Below are 21,571 nucleotides of genomic sequence, written 5' to 3' on the forward strand. Positions count from 1 at the left end.
TTTATACTGGGAGGAATGAGACATGAAGCTTTTCAAGAAACTGGCACTCGGTACTGCACTTGCCGTCGCCTTCATGGCTGCCCATGCGCAGGCCGCCGACATGAAGATCGCGCTCGTCGCGAAGTCGCTCGGCAATGGCTTCTTTGAAGCTGCCAACAAGGGTGCGCAGGAAGCGGCCAAAGAGTTGGGCGACGTCGAGGTCATCTATACCGGCCCGACCACCACGACCGCTGAAGGCCAGATCGAAGTCATCAATTCGCTTATTGCGCAGGGTGTGGACGCCATTGCCATTTCCGCCAACGACCCTGATGCGGTCGTCCCTGCCCTGAAAAAAGCCGCGCAGCGCGGCATCAAGGTGATCTCGTGGGATTCCGGTGTCGCTCCGGCTGGCCGTATTGTGCACCTCAACCCATCGTCCAACGAACTGATCGGCAAGATGTGCCTGAAGCTTGCAGCCGATCACCTGCCGGACGGCAAGGGCGATTTCGCAATCCTGTCGGCCACCACCACCTCGACCAACCAGAATATCTGGATTGGCGAAATGAAGAAGCAGCTCAAGGACTTTCCTGGCCTCAATTTGGTCACGACGGTCTATGGCGACGACCTTGCCGACAAGAGCTATCGTGAAGCACAGGGCCTCCTGAAGTCGAACCCGAACGTCAAGGTCATCGTCGCGCCGACCACCGTCGGCGTGCTGGCCGCTTCGCAGGCCGTGAAGGATGCTGGCAAGATCGGCGATGTCTATGTGACGGGCCTTGGCCTGCCGTCTGAAATGGCTGGTGCCATCAAATCGGGCGCGACCAAGGAATTCGCCATCTGGAACCCGATTGATCTCGGCTATTCCGCAACCCAGATTGCCTATCACCTCGTCAAGGGGGATACCGATGGCAAGCCGGGTTCCGAAATCGAAGCTGGACGCATGGGTAAGATCAAGATCGGCGAGAACGGCGAAGCCGCGATGAGCGATCCGTTCGTCTACGATGCGTCGAACATCGACCAGTTCTCCAAGGTTTTCTGATGGGAAAGCGCATCCTGAAAAGATGCGCTTTCATAAAAAGAGGCGGCATTCGCTGAACGGATGCCGCCTCCCGTTCCCCGGAATCGATTTCAGGTATCTGCAATGAATGCAGCTTTTCACTCAAGCGGCGATTCCAGCGGTGAGCAGACCCTCGCTATGACGGATCAGCCCATTTTGGAAATGCGCGGCATTGCCAAGACATTTCCCGGTGTGCGTGCGCTCGATGACGTCAATATCGCGCTCTATCCCGGCAAGGTGACGGCGCTGATCGGCGAGAATGGCGCGGGCAAATCCACGCTCGTGAAAATCCTCACCGGCATCTATCAGCCCGATGAAGGCGAAATCCTCATCGACGGCAAGCCGGTGCATCTGGCGACCGCGCAGGATGCGACCGATCACGGCGTCACCGCCATTCATCAGGAAACGGTGCTTTTCGACGAATTGTCAGTGGGTGAAAACATCTATCTGGGCCACGCTCCGCGCACGAAATTCGGCTTCGTCAACTGGAAGGCCGTCTATGCCCGTTCGCAGGCCTTGCTGTCGTCGCTGGAAACGACGGTCGATGCCCGCATCAAGCTGAAAGAATTATCGATCGCCCAGCGCCATCTGGTCGCGATTGCCCGCGCCCTGTCCGTGGATTCGCGCATCGTCATCATGGACGAGCCGACCGCAGCCCTGTCACGCAAGGAAGTGGACGATCTGTTCCGCATCGTCGCGCGGCTGAAAGCGCAGGGCAAAGCCATCCTGTTCATCAGCCACAAGTTCGATGAAGTCTATGAAATCGCCGATAATTACGCGGTTTTCCGTGACGGTCACGCGGTCGGGCACGGTACGTTAACCGATACGCGGCAGAACGATATCGTGCGCATGATGGTCGGGCGGTCTGTCGATCAGGCTTTCCCGAAGCAGGATGTCGCCATCGGCGGGACTGTACTCAAGGTCGAAAACTATTCGCATCCGACCGAGTTCCGCGACATTTCCTTAGAGCTGCGCAAGGGTGAAATCCTTGGCGTCTACGGTCTTGTCGGCGCTGGACGTTCGGAATTCGCGCAATCGCTGTTCGGTATCACCAAGCCATCCCGTGGCCGTGTGACGCTTGAAGATCGCGAGATCAGCATTCGCCGCCCCGGCGACGCGGTGGCGCATGGCATCGTTTATGTGCCGGAAGAGCGCGGACGTCACGGCGCGGTGCTGCAACTGCCAATCTTTCAGAATGTTTCGCTGCCATCGCTTGCCCGCACCTCGCGCAACGGCTTTCTGCGCATGGCGGAAGAACTGGCGCTGGCGCGCAAATATGCCGAGCGCTTCGACCTGCGCGCCGCCGCCCTTTCCGTACCGGTCGGGACGCTTTCCGGTGGCAATCAGCAGAAAGTCGTCATCGGCAAGTGGCTTGCCACCAATCCGAAGGTCATCATTCTCGACGAACCGACCAAGGGCATCGATATCGGTTCCAAGGCTGCGGTTCACGCCTTTATCAGCGAACTCGCCGCTGAGGGTCTGAGCATCATTATGATCTCGTCGGAACTGCCGGAAATCATCGGCATGTCCGACCGTGTGATGGTCATGCGCGAAGGCCTCATGGAAGGCGTCTTCGAACGCACCAGCCTTGATGCGGAAGTACTGGTGCGTGCCGCCACAGGAAATACGGAGTAGACAATGAAACAGTTGCTCAAGCAGCGCGAACTCCTGCTCCTTGTCATCATCGCTCTTCTGGTGGGGCTGTTCGCAAGCCGCGCGCCGGGCTTTGCCAGTGTCGGCAATCTGGCGGGCATGTTCAACGACACGTCGATCCTGATCATCATCGCGCTTGGACAGATGGCGGTCATCCTGACCAAGTCCATTGATCTGTCGGTCGCCGCCAATCTCGCCTTTACGGGCATGGCTGTGGCGATGCTGAATGCGACCTATCCCGGCTTGCCTCTGGTGCTGTTGATCGTGCTTGCCATCGGCATCGGTGCGGTTCTGGGCGCAATCAACGGCATTCTCGTCTGGAAGCTCAACATTCCGGCGATTGTCGTTACACTCGGCACGCTCACCATCTATCGCGGCATGGCTTTTGTGCTTTCCGGCGGCGCATGGGTCAACGCCCACCAGATGACCGCACCGTTTCTCAACACACCGCGCACGCCTTTTCTTGGCTTGCCGCTTCTCGGCTGGACCGCGATCCTGATCGTCGCGCTCGTCTATGTGCTGCTGACGCGAACATTCTTCGGTCGCGCCCTTTATGCTTCCGGCGGCAACCCAACCGCCGCCGTCTATACCGGTATCGATGTCGGGCGCACGCGCTTTTTCGCCTTCGTGCTTTCGGGTGCGCTCGCCGGCCTTTGCGGCTATCTCTGGGTGTCGCGCTATGCCGTCGCCTATGTGGATGTGGCTGCCGGGTTCGAACTCGACAGCGTCGCGGCCTGCGTCATCGGCGGCATCTCGACGCTTGGCGGGATCGGCTCTGTTGCCGGTGCAGTGCTGGGCGCGCTGTTTCTCGGCGTCATCAAGAATGCCCTGCCCGTCATCGACATATCGCCCTTCTGGCAGATGGCGATTTCCGGTTCCGTCATCATTCTGGCCGTGATCTTCAATGCAAGGCAGGAAAAGCGGCGCGGACGCATCATCCTGCGCGACAAGGCCGCAAAGACTTACGAGGAGGTTCCGGCATGAACAACGAACAGCGTCGGCACATTCCGGACCGCCTCGGAACGCCCTTCTCGCGCATCTTTGCAAGCTGGGAAATGCTGCTGCTTGGTGTGGCGATTGCGATTTTCATCGCGAATTCCTTCGCCTCGCCCTATTTTCTCGATGCGTGGAACCTTTCCGACGCCACGTTCAACTTCACCGAAAAGGCGCTGATCGCCTTTGCGATGACGCTGCTCATCATTTCCGGTGAAATCGACCTCTCGGTCGCCGCCATCATCGCCCTTGCGTCGACGGCGATGGGCGCGGCGGCGCAGGCGGGTGTCGGCACGTCGGGTCTGGTCGCCATCGGCATCGGTACCGGCCTTGTCTGTGGCGCGATCAATGGCGGGCTGGTGGCCGGGCTGAAACTGCCGTCCATTGTCGTGACCATCGGCACGATGAGCCTGTTTCGCGGTATTTCTTATATCGTGCTCGGCGATCAGGCCTTTGGCGGCTATCCGGAAAGCTTTGCCTATTTCGGCCAGGGCTATGTGTTCTGGGTCTTCTCGTTTGAATTCGCGCTTTTCGTCGTCTTTGCCGTGCTGTTCGGGGTATTGCTGCATGCCACCAGCTTCGGACGCCGCATCTATGCCATCGGCAATAATGAGTTCGCGGCCCGCTTTTCCGGCATTCCGGTTGAGAAAACCAAATTCGTGCTCTTCCTGATGACCGGCGTGATGAGCGGTATCGCCGCCGTCTGCCTGACCTCGCGTCTCGGCTCGACACGTCCGTCCATCGCGCAAGGATGGGAACTGGAAATCGTCACCATGGTCGTGCTGGGCGGCGTATCGATCCTCGGCGGTTCGGGCACCATTGTTGGCGTGGTGATTGCGGCTTTCGTGATGGGCCTCGTGACCTTCGGGCTTGGCCTTCTCAACGTGCCGGGCATCGTCATGTCAATCTTCATCGGCCTGCTCCTTATCGTCACGATTTCACTGCCGATCCTTATCCGGCAGTTCAAGGGAAGGCGCGCGGCATGACCAATGACCGCTATGCATTTCGCATGAAGCTCAATCCGGGCATGGAGGCGGAATATCGCCGCCGTCATGACGAGATATGGCCCGAACTGGTGGACCTTCTGCACGAGGCAGGCGTGTCGGACTATGCCATCTATCTCGATGAAGAAAGCAATGCGTTGTTCGGCATTCTGACGCGCACAACCACGCATGGCATGGCGGCCCTGCCCGATCATCCGGTGATGAAAAAGTGGTGGGCGCATATGGCCGAAATTATGGCGACGAACCCCGATAATTCGCCGGTTTCCGTCGATCTCAAGCCTGTCTTTCATATGCCATGAAGCGCATTGCCATTCTGGATATCGGCAAGACCAATGCCAAGGTTGTGGTGCTTGATGCGGCAAGCGGCGAGGAAATTGCGGCGCGCCGCACGCCGAACACAATGCTGCGCGACGGCCCGTATCCGCATTATGATATCGAGGCGCTTTGGCGCTTCTTTCTGACAAGCCTCGCGGAATTCGCACGGGAACCGGGCTTTGATGCCATCTCCATCACCACGCATGGCGCAGCGGCGGCTCTCGTCGCAGAAGATGGCACATTGGCGATGCCAGTTCTCGACTATGAACTCGAATATCCAGCCGAGATCCGCGCTTCCTATGCGGCCATAAAGCCGGATTTTCGCGATACGTTTTCGCCGACCCTGTCGCTCGGCCTCAATCTCGGTGCGCAGCTTCACTATCTGAAGACAGTCTTTCCCGCCGATTTCGCGCGCACGCATTTTATATTCACCTACCCGCAATATTGGGCCTGGCGTCTGACTGGCATTGCCGCATCGGAAGTGACGTCGCTCGGTTGCCACACAGATTTGTGGCTACCGAAGGATTCCGCTTTTTCGCCCCTCGTTGACCGGCTGGATATTCGCGACAAACTCCCGCCGCTCCGCTCCGCTTTCGATGCACTCGGCAACGTGCTTCCGGAAATTGCACAGGAAATCGGCCTGAAAATGCCTGTTCCGGTGCGTTGCGGGATTCACGATTCCAACGCATCGCTGCTCGCACATCTGATGGATCGCAAAGGTCCGTTTTCGGTGGTTTCGACGGGCACATGGGTGGTGAGCTTTGCCGTTGGCGGTAATCTCGACGGGCTGGACCCGAAACGCGACACACTGGCCAATGTCGATGCCTATGGAAGAGCAGTTCCATCCGCGCGCTATATGGGCGGGCGTGAATTCGATCTGATGACGGAGGAACTGACAGTACCTCCCGACGCCGAACTGCCCGAAATTGTAACAAAGGTTCTGGCGCAGCAAACCATGGCGTTGCCTTCAGCCGTACCCGGTTGCGGTCCCTTTCCAAACTCGAGCTTTCGCTGGGTCAATGCCGACACGGCCAGCGATATGGAGCGTCATGTTGCCGCCTGTATCTATGCGGCGCTCATGACGGAAACCTGTCTCCACCTGTTGGGTGCCGATGGGCCTATTATCGTGGAAGGGCCGTTTGCCGGAAATTCAGTCTATCTTGACGCGCTGACAAACTTTACTGGGCGTAAGGTCGAAGCTGTATCAGGATCGACCGGAACTTCGCTTGGCGCCGGATTGCTGGCTGGAGCAACCGTGCCGGAGAAACATGGGCGGATTTTCAGACCGGGCAATGATGCTTATGCCGCTTACCAAAAGCAATAGATAAAGAATATCGCATAAATGACTGAAATAAGATGGAATAAGCCCGGAATCCATGAGTGCCTTCCGGGCTTATTCTATTCAGCTTAGTGCCTTCTGCCGCGTCTCCACATCAATGAAGAAGGCGATGATACCGGCCAGCGCCAGAAGTCCCGCAAATAACGCCACTGCAACATAAAAGCTCTGGCTGATGACGAGCGCCAGCGCCGATGGTGCAAGCAAGCCGCCGAGGCGAGCCATCGCGCCTGCTGCTCCCATTCCGCTTGCGCGAAGCGCTGTCGGATAAAGTTCCGGTGTAAAAGCGTAGAGCGCGCCCCATGTGCCAAGCAGCGCAAAGCTCATGATGAGGATAGATGAGCCGACCACTGCCGAACTGTTGGCGACAGTAAAGAGAGCGCAGGCAGCAGCGCTGATGAACAGGAACGCGATCAGCGTTTTCTTGCGTCCCCATGCCTCCACGCCATAGGCCGCAAGCGCATAGCCCGGCAATTGGGCCAGTGCGACCACGACAAGGAACCCGTAGCCGCGGACGAAACCGAAACCGTCACCGGCAAGCTTTGCCGGTATCCATGTGAAAATGCCGTAATAGGACACCGAAACGAGGAACCAGATTGCCAGCGTGGTCAGTGTGCGCTGGCGCAGATTTGGCGAAAGAAGCTTTTCGCCCGTCATCATGAGCGGCGCTTCAAGCCGGGCCTTGGGTGGCAGCTCCGGTTTGCCATTACGGCGAAGCACACGGTTCATGACCGATTTTGCTTCTTCCGGGCGTCCGGATTTCAAAAGATGCATCGGGGATTCCGGCACCCAGAGGCGCAGCCAGATGCCGATAAGGGCCGGAGCTGCCGTGACGATGAAGATATAGCGCCACGCATCCTCTACGCCTGCAAGGCTGGTGGCCCATGCCGCAAGGGCGATGATAACAGTGCCGACGGCCCAGAAACCTTCGAGCATAACCAGCCATCGACCGCGATTTTTGGCCGGAAGGAATTCGGCCATCATCGCATAGTCAACTGGCAATGTTCCGCCGACTGCCACGCCCGTCATGAAGCGCAGGGCGAGCAAAATACCGAAACTTGGCGCAAATGCCGAAAGCAGTCCGAATATCGCATCGCAGGCGACAGTGATGAGAAGCACGCGACGGCGACCATATTTATCGGCCAGTCGTCCGAATACGGCTGCACCGATCAGCATGCCAAGGAAGAACAGCGTTCCGGTCTGCAATGCCTGTGGAATAGTCAGCCCAAAAGTCTTTGCAATGGCAGCGCCGGTAAAGCCTACGGCCAGCACTTGCATGGCATCGGCGGCCCAGACAAGACCGAACACACCCAGAAGACCGCGTTGAAATGCGCCCGTACCTGCCTGATCGAGCGTCTGTTCGATGGTAACTTTCATGCCGCGACGTGTCCCCTGCTACCGGCTGAATATATGCTGCCTTTTACAGCGCCGACGATGGGCTGCTGTCAATCGCCCTTTTCAGATATTGCCCGATCTTTTGCCTGCAAATATTCCCAGAAGCTCTCGGCATGGGCCGGAAGTGCCGCATCGTGACGATAGATGCGGACCTCGACCGTGAAATCCCAATAGGGATCAGTTGAGGCCGGTACGAGTTCGCCGCGCTGCAGTTCATCATAGATGAGGCTTTCGGGCAGCCAGGCCATGCCCCAGCCTGCAAGCGCCATGGCCTTCAGACCGATCGACATGGTGTTTTCGTGCACCACCTGACGCTTGAACGCGGTACCGGATGCAAATTTCTGCGACAGGGCAGCGCCAAAGAAGGAAAAGTCGCCATAGCTCAGATATGGCAGCGGTTCCCCGCTGGCGACCGCGTGATCGAGGATCGGGCCTGTCGGTGATGGGCGTGAGACCGGCATCAGCCGTTCGGTGCCGAGCACGATATAAGGAAATTGCGTGCGGTCGATCAGGATGGGCACGAAATTATGCGCATAGGTCAGGAAGAAGTGAACCTCTCCTTCCGTCAGCGTCGCGATATTATCCTCAAAACCGCCGCGATCCGGACTGAGCAGGGAGCGGATGCCGCCGATGTCATCGTCGATCTGTTTCAGCCAGTGCGGAAAGAATGTGACGGTCAGTGTATGCAACGCAGAAAATGTGAGGACCGGGTTTTGAACCTCGCGACTTGGCTGTAGCGCCTTGCGCGTACTGTAGAACTGGCGAACGGTATCCTGTGCGACAGGCAAAAAGGTTCGTCCCTCGCGAGTCAGCTCGGCTGGAAAAGTCGCACGATTGACCAGCGTCACGCCTAGCCAGAGCTCAAGCTGCTTGATGCGGCGGGAAAACGCGGATTGCGTTACGTGACGGGTGTCGGCCGCGCGCGAGAAACTCGACGTTGCCGCCAGCGCGATGAAGTCTTCCAGCCATTTCAGTTCCATTAGGTCGGGGCCTTTCTTGCAAAGGGCAATAAGGCAGTATGGCAATAGGGCAGTATGTTAGGAGCGGCCAAACGAGACCTTTTCCTACTGCCTTACTGCCCTACTCACTTACTGCCCTAGCCCTTATGCAATTTTTGCATAGTGATTGCAAAACATAGCATTGGCAGCTCCAAAGGTTTTTTCTTACCGTCCGGCCCAATCAACCACACAGATGTCCGAGGACGTGTTTTGGCCAGGGTAATTTATTTGAACGGCGCCTTCGTCGCTGAGAGCGAAGCGAAGGTGTCGGTGTTCGATCGCGGTTTTCTTTTTGGTGACGGGATTTACGAAGTCAGCGCTGTCATCGATGGCCGCCTTGTTGATAACGAGCTTCACCTCGCCCGTCTGGAGCGTTCCGTCACGGAACTCGGAATCCCTCTGCCTGCTTCCCTCGAAGTCATTCGCGCGGCACAGATCGAGCTGATGAAACGCAACGAACTGCATGAAGGCGTTGTTTATATGCAGGTGACGCGCGGTGAAGCTGAGCGTGATTTCGTCTATGCCGACGACATCAAGCCGAATTTCATCATGTTCACGCAGGCCAAGAATCTCGCCAATTCGCCATCGGTCCAGAATGGCGTCCGCGTGGATGTTGCGCCCGATACGCGCTGGGCGCGCCGCGACATCAAGACCGTCATGCTTCTGGCGCAGGTGCTGGCGAAGAAGCAGGCCAAGAGCAAGGGCTATCATGAAGTCTGGCTGGTCGAAGACGGTTTCGTCACCGAGGGCGGCTCATCGACGGCCTTCATCATCACCAATGACAATGTGCTGGTAACGCGACCCAATTCGCACGCCATCCTGCCCGGCTGCACGCGCCGCGCCGTCATCAAGATCGCAGAAGAACAGAACCTGCGCATAGAAGAGCGCCTGTTCACGGTTGATGAGGCAAAGGCCGCCAGGGAAGCATTTCTCACGAGTGCATCAAGCTTCGTGACACCGATCATCGGCATTCAGGATCACACGATTTCCGATGGCAAGCCGGGGCCAATCACCCGTCGCCTGCAGGAGATCTACATGGATATGGCTCGCACGGGAGCGGAGCCAGTACTTCAACCTTAACCTCAACAAAAGAAAGCAAGAGGGGACAATGACAATAAAAAGACTACTGAAACAAACGGCTTATGGCGCACTTTTCGCCAGTGCAGCGGCGCTGGCAGGTGCGGGAGCCGCATCGGCAGCAACCGAAGGCTACGGCGATTGCCCGCTGACCGGCGAAAAGGGTTCGGCGAAGATCAATCCGGCGGTTGAAGGGCAGTTTACTGTCATCATCAACCTGCCTGCCCTTGGCCAGTTCAACGGTGATACGCCGGACAGCATCAAAGACGGCTATGAATTCTGCATGGCGGTCAACATCGCGCATCGCCTGGGCCTCGACAAGGTAAAGCTCGTCAACGCTTCGTTCGATTCCATCGTTGCCGGTCAGAACAGAGATTACGACATCGCGCTTGCACTGATTTCGGTCACGGAACCACGCAAGAAGGTCGTGGACTTCTCCGTTCCGTACATGAATTCCGATTACGGTGTCGCCGCACGCGCTGACAAGCCGGTTGCGGAAAGCGATATGAAGACGGTGAAGGTTGGAACGCAGGCCGGTACCACACTGGTTCCCTTCGCACAGGACACGCTGAAGGTCGCAAGCCTCGACGTGTTCGACGATACGGCTTCGATGTTTACTGCCCTCGCTGCGGGTAAGGTCGATGCTGTGATGACCGACCTCTCGATCATTCTCGGACAGGTGCAGAACTCCAACGGAAAACTGGCGGTTGTCGGCAAATATGAGTCCGGCGGCCAGACGGCGGGCATCTACCCGAAGGGTTCGGAAAACAAGAAGGTCATCGACCAGCTTATCGAGGACATGAACAAGGATGGCACGCTGAAGAAGCTTGAAGCTGCCTATCTGCTTCCGTCCTGGGGCACGTCGCCTGCGGACGTCCCGCTCTGGAAGCCATGATCTGACGGTTTTCGGGTCGCAATCGCAATGCCGGTTGCGATCCGGACTGACCGGCATTCAGAACCCGATCTTTGCGGCTGGCGTTCCCGATTGTCGGGAACGTTTCCCCATCTGTTTCAGCGAGAATAAACCATGTCTTATCCGGCACCGGATGCAAGCGCGGAACGCGCGCGGCAATGGCGTGTCCGAAACAAGGTTCGTACCCATGGCGGTCGTTCCTTGTTCGCTTTCGTCTTCTCTTTCCTCACCGTTCTGGCTGCGGGCCAGACGGTCTACAGCGTTTCGACCTATACGATCTCGCAAGGCTGGCCTGCGGTGCCTGTTCTGGCCGTAAGCTTAGTGCTGCTTATCGCACCACTCGCCGTGCTGTGGTTTGCCTGGCGTACCTTGCAGCTTTCGGGCGAAGCGGGAAAAAGCGCCGATGTTTATCGGGGACGCGAGCTGGGCGCACAGGCTTCGGACCTCTCCTGGCAGGTAATTTCATACGCCGTTGCTGTCCTCATCATCTGCGCCGGCGCATGGTTCATGATCGTCAACGACGCTGCCGTCAGCCGAACCTTCTTCGACGTCAGCCTGATCGTCAAATCGGCAGGTACGGTGCTGAAGGCCTTTGGCACGAACATTGTCATCTTCTTCGTCTCGGCCATCCTGATCCTCGTCTGGGCGCTCGTCATCGCCGTTGCGCGCACGCTGCCGGGCAAGGCTGGCAAGCCTATCCGCGTGCTTGCGACACTCTACAGCGACCTGTTTCGCGGACTTCCGGCCATCATCACGATCTATCTCATCGGTTTCGGCCTACCGCTGACCGGCCTGCCGATCGTGAAGGATCTGTCCTCAAACGCCTATGCGATCATTGCGTTGACGCTGACCTATGGCGCCTATACGTCCGAGGTCTATCGCGCGGGTATCGAAAGCGTGCATCCGAGCCAGATTGCGGCAGCGCGTTCGCTCGGCCTCTCCTATGTGCGCACCATGCGCTATGTCGTTGTGCCGCTTGCCGTGCGTGGCATCATTCCGCCGCTGATGAACAATTGCATCAGCCTGCAGAAGGACACCGCACTCGTCGCCATCATTGGCACCATCGACGCCTTCAACCAGTCGAAGATCATCGCCGCGAACTACTTCAACCTGTCGGCTGTCACCACTGTCGCCATTCTGTTCATCGTCATCACCATTCCGCAGGCCCGTTTCGTGGACCGCCTGATCGAACGTGATCGCAGAAAAATGCGCTCGAGCATGTAAGGGGGACGGGATAATGGCACTCGTAGAAATCGACAAGGCAATCAAGCGCTACGGCTCACTGGAAGTTCTGTCCGGGATCAGCCTGGACATCGAGGAACATCAGGTCGTATGCCTGATCGGACCTTCCGGCTGCGGCAAGTCCACGCTTCTTCGCTGCATCAACCGGCTCGAAACCATCGACGAAGGCGAAATCCGCCTGCATGGCGACCGCGTGACCGGACCGGGCGTGGACCTCGACATCTTGCGTCGCGAGATCGGCATCGTCTTTCAGGGATATAATCTGTTTCCGCACATGACGGTTATGGAAAATGTCACGCTGGGGCCAACAAAAGTGCTGGGCATGCCGGTGAAGGAAGCCGAGGAAAAGGGTCTGGCGCTGCTAGCGCGCATCGGGCTCGATCACAAGGCGAAGGAATATCCGGACCGTCTGTCCGGCGGGCAGCAGCAGCGCGTCGCTATCGTGCGCGCGCTCCTGATGGACCCGACGCTGCTGCTGCTCGACGAAATTACGTCGGCACTCGATCCGGAACTGGTGTCGGAAGTGCTCGACATCGTGCGCGACCTTGCCAAGAAAGGCATGACCATGGTTCTTGCCACGCATGAAATGGGTTTTGCTCGCGAGGTTGCGGACAAGGTCTGTTTCCTGCAAAACGGCAAGGTCTATGAAGAAGGCCCGCCATCGCAGATTTTCGGCAACCCGCAAGGCGAGCGCACGCAGGCTTTCCTCAAACGCATTATCGAGGCCGGGCGTCTCTGACGCCCTGCCCCAACATCTGACGGAAAATGACCATGACAGGCAAGGCACGCGACTACGGGATCATTTGCGGCATCATGCAGCCGGGTGAAAACAACGCCATCACCGATGTTCCGGGCGTGCGCGTTGGGCACCGCACCTTGCGCGATGGCGATATCAATACCGGCGTGACCGCGATCATTCCGCACGACGGTAACCTTTATCGTCGCAAGGTGCTGGCCGCCTGCGACGTCATCAACGGATTTGGCAAGAGCACCGGCCTCGTGCAGGTTGAAGAGCTGGGCACGCTGGAAACGCCGATCCTGCTCACCAATACATTCGGCGTCGGAACCTGCGCCAATGCGTTGATCCGCGAGGCGATTGCGGGCAATCCCGATATCGGGCGCACCACGGCAACCGTCAATCCTGTCGTTCTGGAATGCAATGACGGTCCGCTCAGCGACATTCAGGCGATGGCCGTCACGGAAGCGGACGCGCAGGAAGCGTTGAAGGTCGCCGGAACGACCGTGGCCGAAGGCAATGTCGGCGCCGGAACCGGCATGAGCTGCTTCGGCTTCAAAGGCGGCATCGGCACATCCTCGCGCCGGTTCGAACTTGACGGCAAGGTCCATCATCTCGGTATTCTCGCACTGACCAATTTCGGTCGGGCCGGTGATCTGGTTCTTCCCGATGGACGCAGGCCCTCGCCGAAAGCGGACGATCAGCCCGAAAAAGGCTCGGTCATTCTGGTGCTTGCGACGGATGTTCCGATGGAACACCGCCAGCTCAAACGCGTGACCCGCCGCTGCGGCGCGGGACTGGCGCGTCTTGGTGCATTCTGGGGGCACGGCAGCGGCGATATTGCCATCGGCTTTTCAACGGCGGTGACATTTGACCATGATGAAACGCGCGATGTCATCGAGATCGCCGTGTTGAACGAAAACTGCATCGACACACTGTTTCGTGCCGCGGCGGAAGCCACGCAGGAAGCCGTCCTCAACTCCATGTGCATGGCTGAGCCCATGCGCGGCCGTGCTGCAAACCGCCGCTCGCTTGCCGACTGGCTGGAAAGCCACGGGGACTAGACACGCGAACGCCCGTCAGGCTTCATAAAAATCCTGATATTTCCTGTGCATTGCCACATTTGCCTTCGATCATTCGCTGATGATCGGGGGCGAAGAATGGCATTATGCCCCCAACCGCGACTCGGCGCGACCCATGGCATGCTCCCACGACTTTGGGCTGCTTAGGCACAACCGTTGCAGGTATAAGGGGCGCTTCGTTTTCGGGGCGATCAAATGCCGACCTGATCACAGCACCGAAATTTCAGGACCAATTTTTTGACGAGATCGTTTGTTCGCCTGACCGTACTGGGAAGTTTCCTGCCGTTGCTGGCGGCATGCGTCACTGTTGGTCCTGACTATCAGAAGCCAAATGTGCTGACCCCCGCCGGTTGGAACAGCAAGGCTGACAGGCGGGCGCCGCAACTTGGCGACTGGTGGAAGAACCTGAAAGACCCGGTCCTGGACCAACTGATCGCGGATGGAATTGCGGGTAGCCCGGATGTAGCGACTGCGAAGGCAAAGGTGCGGCAGGCACGTGCCAATTACACGTCGGCTGGCGGTGCACTGTATCCGCAGCTCGACGGCAGCGGCAGCTATTCACGGTCCGACAGCGGTAACACCCTCGCCTCCAATCAGTCGAGCATGGGTTTCAAAACCCAATGGGAGCTGGATCTTTTCGGGGGTAACAAACGCGGTGTGGAAGCGGCTTATTACAATGTCGAATCCGCAAACGAACAATTGCGGGCAGCGCTCGTCACGCTGATCGGCGATATCGCCACCAATTATGCGAATTTGCGCGGGGAGCAGGCTGATATCGCCATAGCGCAGCGCAATGCTGCGTCCCAGCGACAGACCGTGGCGCTGACACGCAGCCAGCTTGAAGCGGGACAGATTTCGCAAGTCGATCTTTTGAGCGCCGAGACACAGGCAGCATCGACGGAAGCCCAGATTCCGGGGCTGCGGATCAGTTATGCCCAGTATCTCAACCAGTTGTCGGTCTTGACGGGTCGGTCTTCTTCGGCGTTGGCTGGCGTTCTGGACAAGTCGCGTCCGATCCCATCAATCCCGCGCAAGGTTTCTGCCGGAGTGCCTGCCGATCTGTTGCTCAGCCGTCCGGACGTTCGCGCAGCAGAACGGGATTATGCAAGCTCCAATGCCAGTGTCGGCCAGAAGCAGGCCCTGCTCTATCCGAGCATTTCGCTCACAGGAAACATCAACACAGGCGGCGCCAATTTTGGTGATCTTGGAAAGCTGTCGACAATCAGTTGGGCTTTCGGTCCCAGCCTGAACGTACCCATCTTCCATGGCGGTCAGTTGAATGCTGATGTGGAAGCTGCGAGAGCCGCGCGCGATCAGACTTTCATCGCCTATCGCAAGACCATCCTGACAGCGCTCAGCGAAGTTGAAAATGCCAGCGTATCGCTCAACCAGAACCGTCTGCGCACAGGGCAGCTTCAAAAAATCGTCGCCAACAGCCGCAAGATTAACGAGCTGACGCTGGAGCAGTACAGAGCTGGCACAAAGAGCTTTGTCGATGTGCTGACGGCACAACGCGATCTTCTCAGTGCGGAAACCAATCTCAGTCAGGCCCGGACCGATCTTGTCTTGAATTATGTCGCCCTGCAGAAAGCACTGGGCGGCGGCTGGAACGGCCTCATCGATGTTGCAAAACCTGAAGTTGTCGACGGCTACACAGGACCACGCATCATCAAGACGACGCCCATTCCTCCGCTGACAACCGATAAGAGGCCGCTATGAAACCCAAGCCGAAACGCCGTTTTCGCTGGCGCCTGTGGCTGGCCGTTCTTATTGCACTGTTGATCGTGGGCTATTTTGTCGTCCGTTCCCTGACGAAAGAAGAGGCATTGCCCGCTACGACCATTATCAAGCGCGGCGAGATCGAAAGCTCGGTACTTGCCACGGGCACGTTACGGCCGAAAAATCTGGTCGCCATCGGCGCGCAGGCAACCGGTCGCATCCTCTCACTCAAAGTAAAGCCTGGCCAGCAGATCAAAGCTGGTGACGTTGTTGCGCTGATTGACTCGACCAACCAGCAGAATGAGCTCAACAAGGCTCAGGCATCGCTTCGCCAGAACGAAGCCACCCGTGCCCAGAATCTTGCCGATCTGGAGTTGGCCAGACAGGATCTGGCCCGAAACCAGATGATGATCGGCAAGAACGCCGTTGCACGTGCGGATTACGACAAGGCGGTCAGCACCGTGAAGTCGAAGGAAGCGCAAGTCGCCAATAGCGAAGCGGCAATCGCAGCCGCAGAAGTCGACGTTCAGATCGCCGAAACCAACCTCGCCTATACCCGCATCACCGCACCTATCGATGGCACCATCCTCGCGACGGTCGTTCAGGAAGGCCAGACGGTCAACGCCCAGCAAAGTGCGCCGACAATCGCCATTCTTGGCCAGCTCGACACGATGACCGTCGAGGCGGATATTTCGGAAGCGGACATCACGCAGGTTCGTGAAGGAATGCCGCTTTATTTCACCATATCGGGACAGAATTTGAAGCGTTACGACGCGAAGCTGGAAAAGATCGAACCGGCTCCGGATTCCATTGTCAACGACAAGAGCTTCACGACAACGGCTGCCAGTTCTTCCAGCACGACAACCGCTTCCGCCATTTATTACAAGGGTATTTTCAGCGTTCCCAATCCGGATGGACTGCTCAGAACCTACATGACAACCGAGGTTCACATTCTGCTTGCGAAGGCAAAAGATGCATTGATCGCGCCTGTAACGGCCCTCAAGGATACGAACGAACCCGGCAAGGCTACGGTGCGCGTGGTGACTGGCGCCAACAAGATCGAGGAACGGACAGTCGAAATCGGCATTACTGACAAGATCAACACCGAAATCCGTTCAGGCCTGAACGAGGGGGATAAGGTCGTGACCGATAATCAGGTCACCTCTCTGGCCCCTGCCGGTGTCTGACATGAGTGACGCGCCGCTGCTCTCGCTTAAGGGTGTTTCACGACACTATCCATCGGGTGACGATTTCACGACGGTTCTAAATCGTGTGAACCTCACCATCGAGCGCGGCGAGATGGTGGCGATTATCGGTGCGTCCGGTTCGGGCAAATCCACGCTGATGAACATTCTCGGCTGTCTGGATCGTCCGTCGGAAGGTGAATACCTGATCTCCGGTCGCGCCACGTCCGAGCTTGAAGCCGATGAACTGGCCCAATTGCGGCGCGAGCATTTTGGTTTCATTTTCCAGCGCTATCATCTGCTTGGTGAACTCGACGCCGTGGGCAATGTTGAGATTCCGGCCATTTATGCAGGTCAGAGAAAAGAGGAGCGACGCGAAAAGGCTGAAATGATCCTCCGGCGCCTCGGCATGGGTGAACGCACGCACCACAGACCGAGCCAGCTTTCCGGCGGCCAGCAGCAGCGCGTCTCCATTGCCCGCGCTCTCATCAACGATGCGGATGTCATTCTGGCTGATGAACCGACGGGCGCGCTCGACAGCCATAGCGGTGAAGAAGTCCTGGGCATTCTTCAGGAGCTGAATCGCGAAGGGCGCACCATCGTCATCGTTACACATGACCGGCAGGTTGCCGCGCGCGCGCAGCGCATTATCGAAATCCGCGACGGTGAAATCATTTCGGACACGAGAAATGGTGAGGCCGTGCGACCGGCAACGGCGGTGCCGGTCGTGAACGAGAAGCATGCCAAGCCAAGGCTCATTGCCGGGATTCGCGATCGGTTCAACGAGGCATTCGCTATGGCGCTCCGCTCGATGAATGCGCATCGGCTCCGCACATTTCTGACAATGCTCGGCATCATTATCGGTACGGCATCCGTCGTGTGTGTCGTGGCGCTCGGGCAAGGTTCACAACGGCAGATTCTGGAACGGATCAGCGATCTTGGCACCAATACGCTCTATATCAGCCCCGGCAGGGGATTTGGCGATCTGAAAGCGGCCCAGATTACGACACTCAATCTCGGCGATGCCAATGAGATCGCAAAATTGCCCTATGTCGTGGCTGCCACGCCATCCGACACGACCAGTTCCACCATTCGCGTCGGCGACAAGGAGGTCAGTGTATCGGTTAATGGCGTCGGTGCGGAATATTTCGCCACGCGCAACAGCAAGCTGCTCGAAGGTCGCTTTTTCGATCAGCGCAATGTCGATGATCTGGCGCAGGTTGCGGTCGTCGACGAAACCGCCAAGACGACCCTTTTCCCGCATGAGGTCGGCTCGGTGATCGGCAAAATCATCCTTCTCAAGAAGGTGCCGGTGCGAATTGTCGGCGTCGTCAAGGCCGAAGAACGCGGTCCGGGCGGCGCACAGACACTCGAAGTCTACCTTCCCCACACGACCGTGCAGACGCGTATGACCGGCTCGCGCTCGTTGCAGATGATCCTCGTGCGCGTCGCCGACACGATGGATCCGTCGGAAGCCGAAAAGTTGATAACCACGTTTCTGACAAAGAGGCATGGCGAGAAGGACTTCTCCATTTTCAACACCGATAGCCTGCAGAAGACCATTCAGGCCACAACTGCGACGCTTGCCCTTCTGGTATCCAGTATCGCAGGCATATCGCTTTTTGTCGGCGGCATCGGTGTTATGAACATCATGCTGGTAGCCGTTTCGGAAAGAATCAACGAGATCGGTGTTCGCATGGCAATCGGCGCACGTCAGAGCGATATTTTACAGCAGTTTTTGATTGAAGCAGTTCTCGTCTGCCTCATTGGCGGTGTGCTTGGCGTTCTCATCGCTGCCGGATTTGGCATGTTGTTCGCGCAGTTCAGTTCGATGTTCCAGCTCATTTATTCGCCGACATCAATCGTGGTTGCGCTTGTCTGCTCAAGCCTGATCGGCATCGGATTCGGCTTCATTCCGGCCCGCAACGCTTCCAAACTCGACCCGGTTGTGGCGCTTGCCCGGGACTGATGTCTGAGTCTGCCGGTGTGAGTCTCTTCGGTCGTTGAGCGAAGCGTCAAAGCCGTAGAATTAACAGGCTGTGTAAACTACCCTTGATTGTTTTTATGCACATAAAACACTATAAGAATACACTTTATATAATTGATATTGTTTAATTTAAGTATGCAACCGATGGTAACAATGCCTCGGTTCCGTTCTCTGTGGCCAATCATATCCCGCAATAATTTTCTGTCATTTGGGGCATTTCGGAAGGGGGTTGTTAACCTTCATTTTTTATTACTTGGGCTCATTCAGGCGACAGTATCTATGGTTCAGGTATCATGCGTAATTTGAGAGAAAATTTCCCCCAGTCGACAGGAAATCGTGCAGAGAACGCCCAGGACCCGAAGCTGCCTCGCGGTCAGACGGGAAGTCACGATCCGAATAGTGACGATACCTGGAAAGCCCATTTTTCACTCGGGGCGAATGTTCGCTTTACCCGTACGCCGGAAGTCGAGCTTCTGCGTCGTCGCGGCGAGGAACTGCCGAGCATCAATGAGCGTTTGCAGACGACTGCAGCCGGAGCTACGCCTGCAGTCAGTGTTGAGAAGGTTGCGGAAGCTCAGCCCATGGCTGTAGCTGAACTCCAGAAGACCGTATCGCACAGCATGGTTCGTTCGCCGGTAGCACCGGTGCCGCCTGTAATGCCTGCAGCTCCCATTGCCGCTATCATCACGCCGGCGGAACCGGTCTTGGAAGTGTCTCCCATTGAGACTGAAGCTGCACATCCCGCTCAGCCATCCGCTTTCGCCTATCTTTCCGACTTCGCTTTCTGGGAAGGCTGCGGCATCGATACAGCACTGGCGCCCGCGGAGCCCCTCGTTTCTGCGGTGCCCGCAGAGCCGCGCAAGCCTTTGCCTACGGTCGAATCCATTCTTGCCCAGTTCCGCATTCGTGAATGGAACAAGCAGCCGGAGCCGGTTGCTGTTGCACCTGTTCAGCCAATCGCAGAAGCGCCGGTTGCTGCTGTGCCGCAGGTAGTGGTGGTTGCTGAACCTGTTGTGGTGGCTCCGGAAATTGCCCCGGAAGTAAGCGGTGAAGCCACCGACGACGAAGTCGTGCTGACGGTTGCCGAAGCAGAAGAACATATCGCCGAGGCAGTGGAAGCACCGGAGCCGGTCATTACAACGCCCGCTCCTGTCAAGACTGCACCGTCGATCGCGCTTTACCAGCCGCAGCCCCTCCCCCGGGCAGAAGCACCGGTCATTCATGGCAGCTATGAGTTTCCGCCGCGTAATCTCTTGCAAATGCCGCCCGAACTGGACGGAAATGTCATCACGCAGGAAATGCTGGAGCGCAGTGCCGGCCTTCTCGAAAGCGTTCTGGAAGACTTTGGCGTGCGCGGCGAGATCATCCATGTCCGCCCCGGCCCGGTCGTCACGCTCTATGAGTTTGAACCTGCACCCGGCGTCAAATCTTCGCGTGTCATCGGCCTTGCCGACGATATTGCACGCTCCATGTCGGCCCTTTCTGCCCGTGTTGCAGTCGTTCCGGGTCGCAATGTCATCGGCATCGAGCTGCCAAATGCCAATCGCGAAACCGTTTACTTGCGCGAAATGATCGATAGCCGCACGTTCGAAGCTTCGAATTACCGCCTGCCGCTTTGCCTTGGCAAAGGCATTGGGGGCGAACCGATCATAGCGGAACTGGCCAAGATGCCTCACCTTCTGGTCGCGGGCACGACAGGTTCGGGCAAGTCGGTTGCCATCAACACGATGATTCTGTCGCTGCTCTACCGCTTCAAGCCGGAAGAATGCCGCCTGATCATGGTCGATCCGAAAATGCTGGAACTGTCCATCTATGACGGTATCCCGCACCTTCTGACCCCGGTTGTCACCGATCCCAAGAAGGCTGTCGTTGCGCTCAAATGGGCGGTGCGTGAGATGGAAGAACGCTATCGCAAGATGGCCCGTCTCGGCGTGCGCAATATCGAAGGTTTCAATGCCCGCGCCGCTTCGGCCAAGGGCAAGGGCGAAACCGTCATGTGCACGGTGCAGTCCGGTTTCGACAAGGAAACAGGTGAGCCAACCTATATTCAGGAAGAACTCGACCTGACGCCAATGCCGTACATCGTGGTCATCATCGACGAGATGGCCGACCTGATGATGGTTGCAGGCAAGGATATTGAAGGCGCCGTCCAGCGTCTTGCCCAGATGGCTCGCGCCGCCGGTATCCATCTCATCATGGCAACGCAGCGCCCATCGGTCGACGTCATTACCGGCACGATCAAGGCCAACTTCCCGACCCGCATCTCGTTCCAGGTCACCTCGAAGATCGACAGCCGCACCATCCTTGGTGAAATGGGTGCAGAGCAGCTTCTCGGTCAGGGCGACATGCTGCATATGGCAGGCGGCGGCCGCATCGTCCGCGTCCATGGTCCGTTCGTTTCCGACGAGGAAGTGGAAAAGGTGGTCAATCACCTGAAGGAACAGGGGCGTCCGGATTATCTGGCGACCGTCACGGAAGACGAGGAAGACGAGGATACTGCGCAGGAAGTGGCCGTATTCGATGCGACCTCGATGGGTTCGGAAGACGGCGACGACGTGTACGAACAGGCCATCAAGGTGGTGATGCGTGACAAGAAGTGCTCCACTTCCTATATCCAGCGCCGCCTCGGCATCGGTTATAACCGGGCTGCCTCCCTTGTTGAGCGTATGGAAAAGGACGGACTGGTCGGTCCGGCCAATCATGTTGGAAAGCGTGAAATCCTGACGGGCAACCGCGACTGATTATCGACCAGGAAGAACACAGAAAAAGCCGGATTGCACCTGCGATTCGGCTTTTTGCTGCGCCTTGCCAATGGGTTAGAAACTGTTGCGCTAATGCGCTTGTCAAGATGTAAAATTTAGTTAATACTTAGTTCATTCGTACATTCTTGATAATAGGTCG

17 protein-coding genes are annotated in these 21,571 nt (G+C 57.5%); 15 read left to right on the forward strand and 2 right to left on the reverse strand.

Annotated elements, in window-relative coordinates:
- Nucleotides 1-22: 22 nt before the first annotated feature.
- The 6 genes from rhaS (at nt 23) to FIB18_RS02805 (ending at nt 6,325) form a co-directional block, all read left to right on the forward strand.
- Complete coding sequence (gene rhaS / locus FIB18_RS02780) at nt 23-1,018, forward strand: rhamnose ABC transporter substrate-binding protein (RefSeq protein WP_140019305.1); 996 nt, start codon at nt 23-25, stop codon at nt 1,016-1,018.
- A 102-nt stretch (nt 1,019-1,120) separates the two neighbouring features.
- Nucleotides 1,121-2,671 (forward strand): sugar ABC transporter ATP-binding protein, encoded by a 1,551-nt coding sequence (locus FIB18_RS02785; protein ID WP_140019306.1) that lies wholly within the window; start codon nt 1,121-1,123, stop codon nt 2,669-2,671.
- 3 nt (nt 2,672-2,674) lie between these two features.
- A complete protein-coding gene (locus FIB18_RS02790) occupies nt 2,675-3,673 on the forward strand; it encodes an ABC transporter permease (RefSeq protein ID WP_140019307.1) in 999 nt (332 codons plus the stop codon).
- Entirely contained in the window at nt 3,670-4,668 is a 999-nt protein-coding gene (locus FIB18_RS02795; protein ID WP_140019308.1) for an ABC transporter permease, read from the forward strand. The genes FIB18_RS02790 and FIB18_RS02795 overlap by 4 nt, the downstream gene beginning before the upstream one ends.
- Nucleotides 4,665-4,985: an L-rhamnose mutarotase gene (gene rhaM, locus FIB18_RS02800; RefSeq protein WP_140019309.1), complete on the forward strand. Its 321-nt coding sequence runs from the start codon at nt 4,665-4,667 to the stop codon at nt 4,983-4,985. Before FIB18_RS02795 ends, rhaM begins: the two co-directional genes overlap by 4 nt.
- Entirely contained in the window at nt 4,982-6,325 is a 1,344-nt protein-coding gene (locus FIB18_RS02805) for an FGGY-family carbohydrate kinase (protein ID WP_140019310.1), read from the forward strand. Before rhaM ends, FIB18_RS02805 begins: the two co-directional genes overlap by 4 nt.
- Before the next feature lie 78 nt (nt 6,326-6,403).
- Here the strand turns inward: FIB18_RS02805 and FIB18_RS02810 are convergent, their stop codons facing one another.
- Both FIB18_RS02810 and FIB18_RS02815 read right to left on the reverse strand, forming a co-directional pair.
- Nucleotides 6,404-7,714 (reverse strand): MFS transporter, encoded by a 1,311-nt coding sequence (locus tag FIB18_RS02810; protein ID WP_140019311.1) that lies wholly within the window; start codon nt 7,712-7,714, stop codon nt 6,404-6,406.
- 68 nt (nt 7,715-7,782) lie between these two features.
- Nucleotides 7,783-8,712, reverse strand: a complete 930-nt coding sequence (locus FIB18_RS02815; RefSeq protein ID WP_140019312.1) for a LysR family transcriptional regulator — start codon at nt 8,710-8,712, stop codon at nt 7,783-7,785.
- 228 nt (nt 8,713-8,940) lie between these two features.
- Here FIB18_RS02815 and FIB18_RS02820 point away from each other — a divergent pair, with 228 nt between their 5' ends.
- From FIB18_RS02820 to FIB18_RS02860, 9 genes are all read left to right on the forward strand, one after another.
- Entirely contained in the window at nt 8,941-9,810 is an 870-nt protein-coding gene (locus FIB18_RS02820; RefSeq protein ID WP_140019313.1) for a D-amino-acid transaminase, read from the forward strand.
- A 28-nt stretch (nt 9,811-9,838) separates the two neighbouring features.
- Complete coding sequence (locus tag FIB18_RS02825) at nt 9,839-10,702, forward strand: ABC transporter substrate-binding protein (protein ID WP_140019314.1); 864 nt, start codon at nt 9,839-9,841, stop codon at nt 10,700-10,702.
- A gap of 132 nt (nt 10,703-10,834) precedes the next feature.
- Nucleotides 10,835-11,944, forward strand: coding sequence for an amino acid ABC transporter permease (locus tag FIB18_RS02830; protein WP_140019315.1), 1,110 nt, complete (start codon nt 10,835-10,837; stop codon nt 11,942-11,944).
- Between the two features lie 13 nt (nt 11,945-11,957).
- Nucleotides 11,958-12,701, forward strand: coding sequence for an amino acid ABC transporter ATP-binding protein (locus tag FIB18_RS02835; RefSeq protein ID WP_061345302.1), 744 nt, complete (start codon nt 11,958-11,960; stop codon nt 12,699-12,701).
- Between the two features lie 32 nt (nt 12,702-12,733).
- Entirely contained in the window at nt 12,734-13,762 is a 1,029-nt protein-coding gene (locus tag FIB18_RS02840) for a DmpA family aminopeptidase (RefSeq protein WP_140019316.1), read from the forward strand.
- Between the two features lie 255 nt (nt 13,763-14,017).
- Nucleotides 14,018-15,499 carry an efflux transporter outer membrane subunit gene (locus tag FIB18_RS02845; RefSeq protein ID WP_140019317.1) on the forward strand — a complete coding sequence of 494 codons (1,482 nt, stop codon included), beginning with the start codon at nt 14,018-14,020 and terminating at the stop codon, nt 15,497-15,499.
- The gene (locus FIB18_RS02850) at nt 15,496-16,686 is read left to right on the forward strand and encodes an efflux RND transporter periplasmic adaptor subunit (RefSeq protein ID WP_140019318.1); all 1,191 of its coding nucleotides are present in this window, start codon (nt 15,496-15,498) and stop codon (nt 16,684-16,686) included. Before FIB18_RS02845 ends, FIB18_RS02850 begins: the two co-directional genes overlap by 4 nt.
- Nucleotide 16,687: 1 nt before the next feature.
- Complete coding sequence (locus FIB18_RS02855) at nt 16,688-18,652, forward strand: MacB family efflux pump subunit (RefSeq protein WP_140019319.1); 1,965 nt, start codon at nt 16,688-16,690, stop codon at nt 18,650-18,652.
- Nucleotides 18,653-19,032: 380 nt separating this feature from the next.
- A complete protein-coding gene (locus FIB18_RS02860; RefSeq protein ID WP_407921840.1) occupies nt 19,033-21,411 on the forward strand; it encodes a DNA translocase FtsK in 2,379 nt (792 codons plus the stop codon).
- Nucleotides 21,412-21,571 lie beyond the last annotated feature (160 nt).

It is taken from the genome of Brucella pecoris, assembly GCF_006376675.1.
GTDB lineage: Bacteria > Pseudomonadota > Alphaproteobacteria > Rhizobiales > Rhizobiaceae > Brucella > Brucella pecoris.

Bases quoted from the DNA above. Each gene is read 5' to 3' on its own strand.
- FIB18_RS02850 (WP_140019318.1), top strand. From the start codon at position 15,496: ATGAAACCCAAGCCGAAACGCCGTTTTCGCTGGCGCCTGTGGCTGGCC.
- FIB18_RS02830 (WP_140019315.1), top strand. From the start codon at position 10,835: ATGTCTTATCCGGCACCGGATGCAAGCGCGGAACGCGCGCGGCAATGG.
- FIB18_RS02790 (WP_140019307.1), top strand. From the start codon at position 2,675: ATGAAACAGTTGCTCAAGCAGCGCGAACTCCTGCTCCTTGTCATCATC.
- FIB18_RS02795 (WP_140019308.1), top strand. From the start codon at position 3,670: ATGAACAACGAACAGCGTCGGCACATTCCGGACCGCCTCGGAACGCCC.
- rhaS (WP_140019305.1), top strand. From the start codon at position 23: ATGAAGCTTTTCAAGAAACTGGCACTCGGTACTGCACTTGCCGTCGCC.
- rhaM (WP_140019309.1), top strand. From the start codon at position 4,665: ATGACCAATGACCGCTATGCATTTCGCATGAAGCTCAATCCGGGCATG.
- FIB18_RS02825 (WP_140019314.1), top strand. From the start codon at position 9,839: ATGACAATAAAAAGACTACTGAAACAAACGGCTTATGGCGCACTTTTC.
- FIB18_RS02840 (WP_140019316.1), top strand. From the start codon at position 12,734: ATGACAGGCAAGGCACGCGACTACGGGATCATTTGCGGCATCATGCAG.
- FIB18_RS02805 (WP_140019310.1), top strand. From the start codon at position 4,982: ATGAAGCGCATTGCCATTCTGGATATCGGCAAGACCAATGCCAAGGTT.
- FIB18_RS02835 (WP_061345302.1), top strand. From the start codon at position 11,958: ATGGCACTCGTAGAAATCGACAAGGCAATCAAGCGCTACGGCTCACTG.
- FIB18_RS02785 (WP_140019306.1), top strand. From the start codon at position 1,121: ATGAATGCAGCTTTTCACTCAAGCGGCGATTCCAGCGGTGAGCAGACC.
- FIB18_RS02815 (WP_140019312.1), bottom strand. From the start codon at position 8,712: ATGGAACTGAAATGGCTGGAAGACTTCATCGCGCTGGCGGCAACGTCG.
- FIB18_RS02810 (WP_140019311.1), bottom strand. From the start codon at position 7,714: ATGAAAGTTACCATCGAACAGACGCTCGATCAGGCAGGTACGGGCGCA.
- FIB18_RS02855 (WP_140019319.1), top strand. From the start codon at position 16,688: ATGAGTGACGCGCCGCTGCTCTCGCTTAAGGGTGTTTCACGACACTAT.